Here is a 3,974-nt window from a genome sequence, read left to right on the forward strand (position 1 = left end):
GGTGAAAGACGTTGAGCAGTACGACATTGCACTCTTCCAATAATACACGTAAGCGTTCTGCTGCTAATACTTCGTCTTCTACAATAATGGCACTTGGCATAGCGGTATTCTTTTTGTTGTATCGTGGGAGATCTGCCGCGTTTTGTCATCCTCAATAACGCGTCAGCCGTATGTTGTTACAACCTTGAAATTATCAGTTTGTGACAATTTTAGGAAATTTTCAAAATATACATGATTTTTCGCTTCTTGGGCATGGTTTGGGATGAATCGGAAGATTACTTACATAACTTTATGAAATATTGTAATACCTAGAGTAATTTTGTTGTAATCGTGCTAATTCAGTCTGTGATAATGGACGATTTTGGGATTTTGTCCATTTGCCAGTGTACCACCGCCCAATCAAGCAATTCCTGCGGACGGTTCACGGTAGGTGCATCGGGTAGGTTGAGGTAGGTTAGGACTTGGCGTAGGAGTTGTTCTTTTTGATTCAAATCCAAAGCCGGGGCAAGGGTTTGTTTCGACCATTTTTGCCCTTGATTGTTGGTCAATAGGGGAAGGTGGGCGTAGGCCGGTGTGGGAACGCCGAGGCATTGTTGCAGATAGATTTGGCGCGGCGTGGAAACGAGCAAGTCCTGACCGCGGACAATATGCGTTATGCCTTGATCGGCATCGTCGGCAACCACGGCAAGCTGATATGCCCAATAGCCGTCGGCACGAAGCAGGACAAAATCGCCGATATCATGTGCCAGATTTTGTGCGTAATGTCCGACAATGCCGTCTGAAAAACCGATCACGCGATCGGGAACTTGAATGCGCCATGCCGGAGTTTTGTTTTGCGTGTCGGGTCTTTGCTGAGGATTGCGGCAACAGCCGTTATATACAAATCCGTCTGCGCCATGTGTTGCCGCCGCCTGCCAGTCTTTTCGGCTGCAATAGCAGGGATACACCAGCCCGGCTGCTTTGAGGCGGTCGAGGGTGTCTTGATATAGGTCGTAACAGCGGCTTTGATAGGCGACTTCGCCATCCCACTCAAAACCGAAAGCTTCGAGCGTGCGCAAAATGTCGGTTGCGGCGCCGGGCATTTCGCGCGGAGGGTCAAGGTCTTCAATGCGGACCAGCCATTTGCCTTGATGAGCGCGCGCGTCGGCATAGGAGGCGACGGCGGTCAGTAGGGAGCCGATATGAAGCAGGCCGGTAGGGCTGGGGGCGAAACGTCCTATATACATGGCAGGGTGGTTTTGTAGGGCAGGGGCAGTGTGTCTGCACGCTATTCAAATCGTGATAGAAAAGGGCGTGCCGTACACGCCCGAATTTGGGTTTCAGACGGCCTGAGACTTTTCAAAATGATTTAAGTTTCTTGGCCGTCCGTTCAATTCGCTTAAGCCAAGGGAGCCAGTAGTTTGGCGAAAGCATCTTCAAATTGTTTCAAACCGTCTTCTTGCAAACGAGTTGCCAAAGTTTCAACATCAATGCCGAGTTGGGCGGTTTCGGCAAGCTGCGCTTGGGCTTCGTCCGTGCCTTCGGTCAACGTGGCTTTGGCGGTGCCGTGGTCGATAAAGGCTTTGAGTGTGGAATCGGGAACGGTGTTGACGGTATGGGCGCCAATCAGGCTGTCAACGTACAAAGTGTCAGGATAGGCAGGGTTTTTCACGCCGGTAGATGCCCACAGAAGTTGTACGCGGTTGGCACCTTTTTCGGCAAGTGCGGCAAATTCGCTGCTGCCGAAGTATTGCGCCCAATCTTGATAGGCGGATTTGGCCAGCGCGATGGCGACTTTGCCTTTGAGGTGGTCGGGCAGGGTGGCATCCAATGCGGCATCGACACGGGAAATAAAGAAGCTGGCGACAACTTGGATATGGGAAACGTCGTGTCCCGCTTCCAAACGGTTGGCAATGCCGCGTGCGTAGGCTGCGTAGGCTTTGAGGGTTTGGGCGCGTGAGAACAGCAGCGTGAGGTTCACGCTGATGCCGTCTGAAACGAGGGTTTCAAGCGCTTCGATGCCTTCGTCGGTTGCCGGTACTTTAATCATGGCATTTTTACGGCCGATGGCGGCGTGCAGGCGGCGCGCTTCTTCAACCGTACCTTGCGCGTCTTTGGATAATTCAGGCGAAACTTCGAGGCTGACGAAGCCGGTTTTGCCACCGGTAGATTCGTGTTCGGCAAGGCACACGTCGCAGGCGGCTTGCACATCGGCAACCGCCATGGTTTCGTAGCGTTGTTTCGGGGTCAGGTCCTGCTGTTTGAGTGCGGCTACTTCATCGGCGTACAGGGTATCTCCGGCAAAGGCTTTTTGGAAAATGGCAGGATTGGAAGTTACGCCACACACACCTTGTTTCAGCATTTCTGCCAACTCGCCGCTTTGTACCAGCGAACGGGAGAGATTGTCCAACCAGATTTGTTGTCCTAATGCTTTAACGTCCGATAAAATAGTCATCTCAGATTCCTTTTACATAATAGGTTTGTTTGTGAAGTGGCGGTAATGCTACGCCGATTCGATGAATTTGAACAGTTTACAGCCGATTAATTTGGGCAAAACAAACCTAAATTCAAGCACGAAAGGTGGCTTTGATGGCGGAAAACACACTTTATCTCGACTGGGCGCGCGATGTATTGGATACGGAAGCCGAAGGTTTGCGTGAAATTGCGGCGGCTTTGGATCATGATTTTGTCCGTGCGGCAGAAGCGTTGTTGCACTGCAAGGGCAGGGTCGTCATTACCGGCATGGGCAAGTCCGGACACATCGGCCGCAAAATGGCGGCGACCATGGCTTCGACAGGCACGCCTGCGTTTTTCGTCCATCCTGCCGAAGCGGCGCACGGCGATTTGGGCATGATTGTGGACCACGATGTCGTGGTTGCTATTTCCAATTCCGGCGAAAGCGACGAAATTGCGGCGATTATTCCGGCGTTGAAACGCAAAAACATCACGCTCATTTGCATCACTGCCCATCCGACTTCGACCATGGCGCGCCATGCCGATATTCATATTACCGCGGCGGTTTCCAAAGAGGCCTGTCCGCTCGGCCTTGCACCGACTTCCAGTACGACCGCCGTGATGGCCTTGGGCGATGCTCTGGCGGTGGTATTGCTGCAGGCGCGTGCGTTTACGCCGGATGATTTTGCTTTAAGCCATCCGGCCGGCAGTTTGGGCAAACGCCTGCTGCTGCGCGTGGCTGATATTATGCACAAAGACGAAGCTCTGCCTGCCGTTTTGTTGGGTACACCGTTGAAAGAGGCCATTGTCCGCATGAGTGAAAAAGGTTTGGGCATGTTGGCGGTAACCGATGCCGAAGGCCGTCTGAAAGGCGTATTTACCGATGGCGACTTGCGCCGTCTGTTTCAAGAACGCGATAGCTTTGCCGGTTTGAAAGTGGACGACATCATGCACGCTTCGCCGAAAACCATCTCTGCCGACCGTCTTGCCACCGAAGCTTTGAAAGCCATGCAAAGCGGCCATGTGAACGGTTTGCTGGTGGTCGAAGAAAACGGCGTGCTGATTGGCGCGCTGAACATGCACGATTTATTGATGGCACGAATTGTCTGAATTGACGGCAAAAACGTTTTCAGACGGCCTTATGCTAGAATAGGCCGTCTGAAATAAGGAAACCTTATGCAAAACCTCTCTTCCGACCTGCAACAACGCGCTTTAGGTATCAAACTGCTGATACTGGATGTGGACGGCGTTTTGACCGACGGCCGCATTTTTATCCGCGACAACGGCGAAGAAATCAAATCGTTCCACACTTTGGACGGCCACGGTTTGAAAATGCTTCAGGCCAGCGGTGTGCAAACGGCGATTATTACCGGCCGCGATGCGCCTTCCGTCGCTATCCGCGTGAAGCAGCTCGGTATCAACTATTACTTCAAAGGCATTCACGACAAACGTGCCGCCTACGCCCAATTACGCGAACAGGCCGGTGTGGAGGAGCATGAGTGTGCCTTTGTCGGCGACGATGTCGTCGATTTGCCCGTGAT

Annotated in this window: 4 protein-coding genes and 1 pseudogene; 2 read left to right on the forward strand and 3 right to left on the reverse strand. The window is 52.4% G+C overall.

Annotated elements, in window-relative coordinates:
- From ACTHUT_RS14955 to tal, 3 genes and pseudogenes are all read right to left on the reverse strand, one after another.
- Positions 1 to 100: pseudogene (locus tag ACTHUT_RS14955) on the reverse strand (LytR/AlgR family response regulator transcription factor); the annotation flags it as partial.
- Positions 101 to 338: 238 nt separating this feature from the next.
- Complete coding sequence (gene gluQRS / locus ACTHUT_RS14960; RefSeq protein ID WP_250601319.1) at positions 339 to 1,226, reverse strand: tRNA glutamyl-Q(34) synthetase GluQRS; 888 nt, start codon at positions 1,224 to 1,226, stop codon at positions 339 to 341.
- 152 nt (positions 1,227 to 1,378) lie between these two features.
- Entirely contained in the window at positions 1,379 to 2,434 is a 1,056-nt protein-coding gene (tal, locus tag ACTHUT_RS14965; protein WP_250601317.1) for a transaldolase, read from the reverse strand.
- Positions 2,435 to 2,568: 134 nt separating this feature from the next.
- Between tal and ACTHUT_RS14970 the strand changes: the two genes are divergently transcribed.
- Together ACTHUT_RS14970 and ACTHUT_RS14975 are read left to right on the forward strand one after the other, a co-directional pair.
- Positions 2,569 to 3,543 (forward strand): KpsF/GutQ family sugar-phosphate isomerase, encoded by a 975-nt coding sequence (locus ACTHUT_RS14970; RefSeq protein ID WP_063076105.1) that lies wholly within the window; start codon positions 2,569 to 2,571, stop codon positions 3,541 to 3,543.
- Between the two features lie 66 nt (positions 3,544 to 3,609).
- Positions 3,610 to 3,974: KdsC family phosphatase (locus ACTHUT_RS14975; RefSeq protein ID WP_440418978.1), on the forward strand; the 365-nt coding region annotated here is incomplete at its 3' end.

The organism is Neisseria sp. P0022.S010 (assembly GCF_051956635.1).

Excerpts from the sequence above, each read along its gene's own strand:
- ACTHUT_RS14970 (WP_063076105.1), top strand. The coding sequence starts at position 2,569 with ATGGCGGAAAACACACTTTATCTCGACTGGGCGCGCGATGTATTGGAT.
- gluQRS (WP_250601319.1), bottom strand. The coding sequence starts at position 1,226 with ATGTATATAGGACGTTTCGCCCCCAGCCCTACCGGCCTGCTTCATATC.
- tal (WP_250601317.1), bottom strand. The coding sequence starts at position 2,434 with ATGACTATTTTATCGGACGTTAAAGCATTAGGACAACAAATCTGGTTG.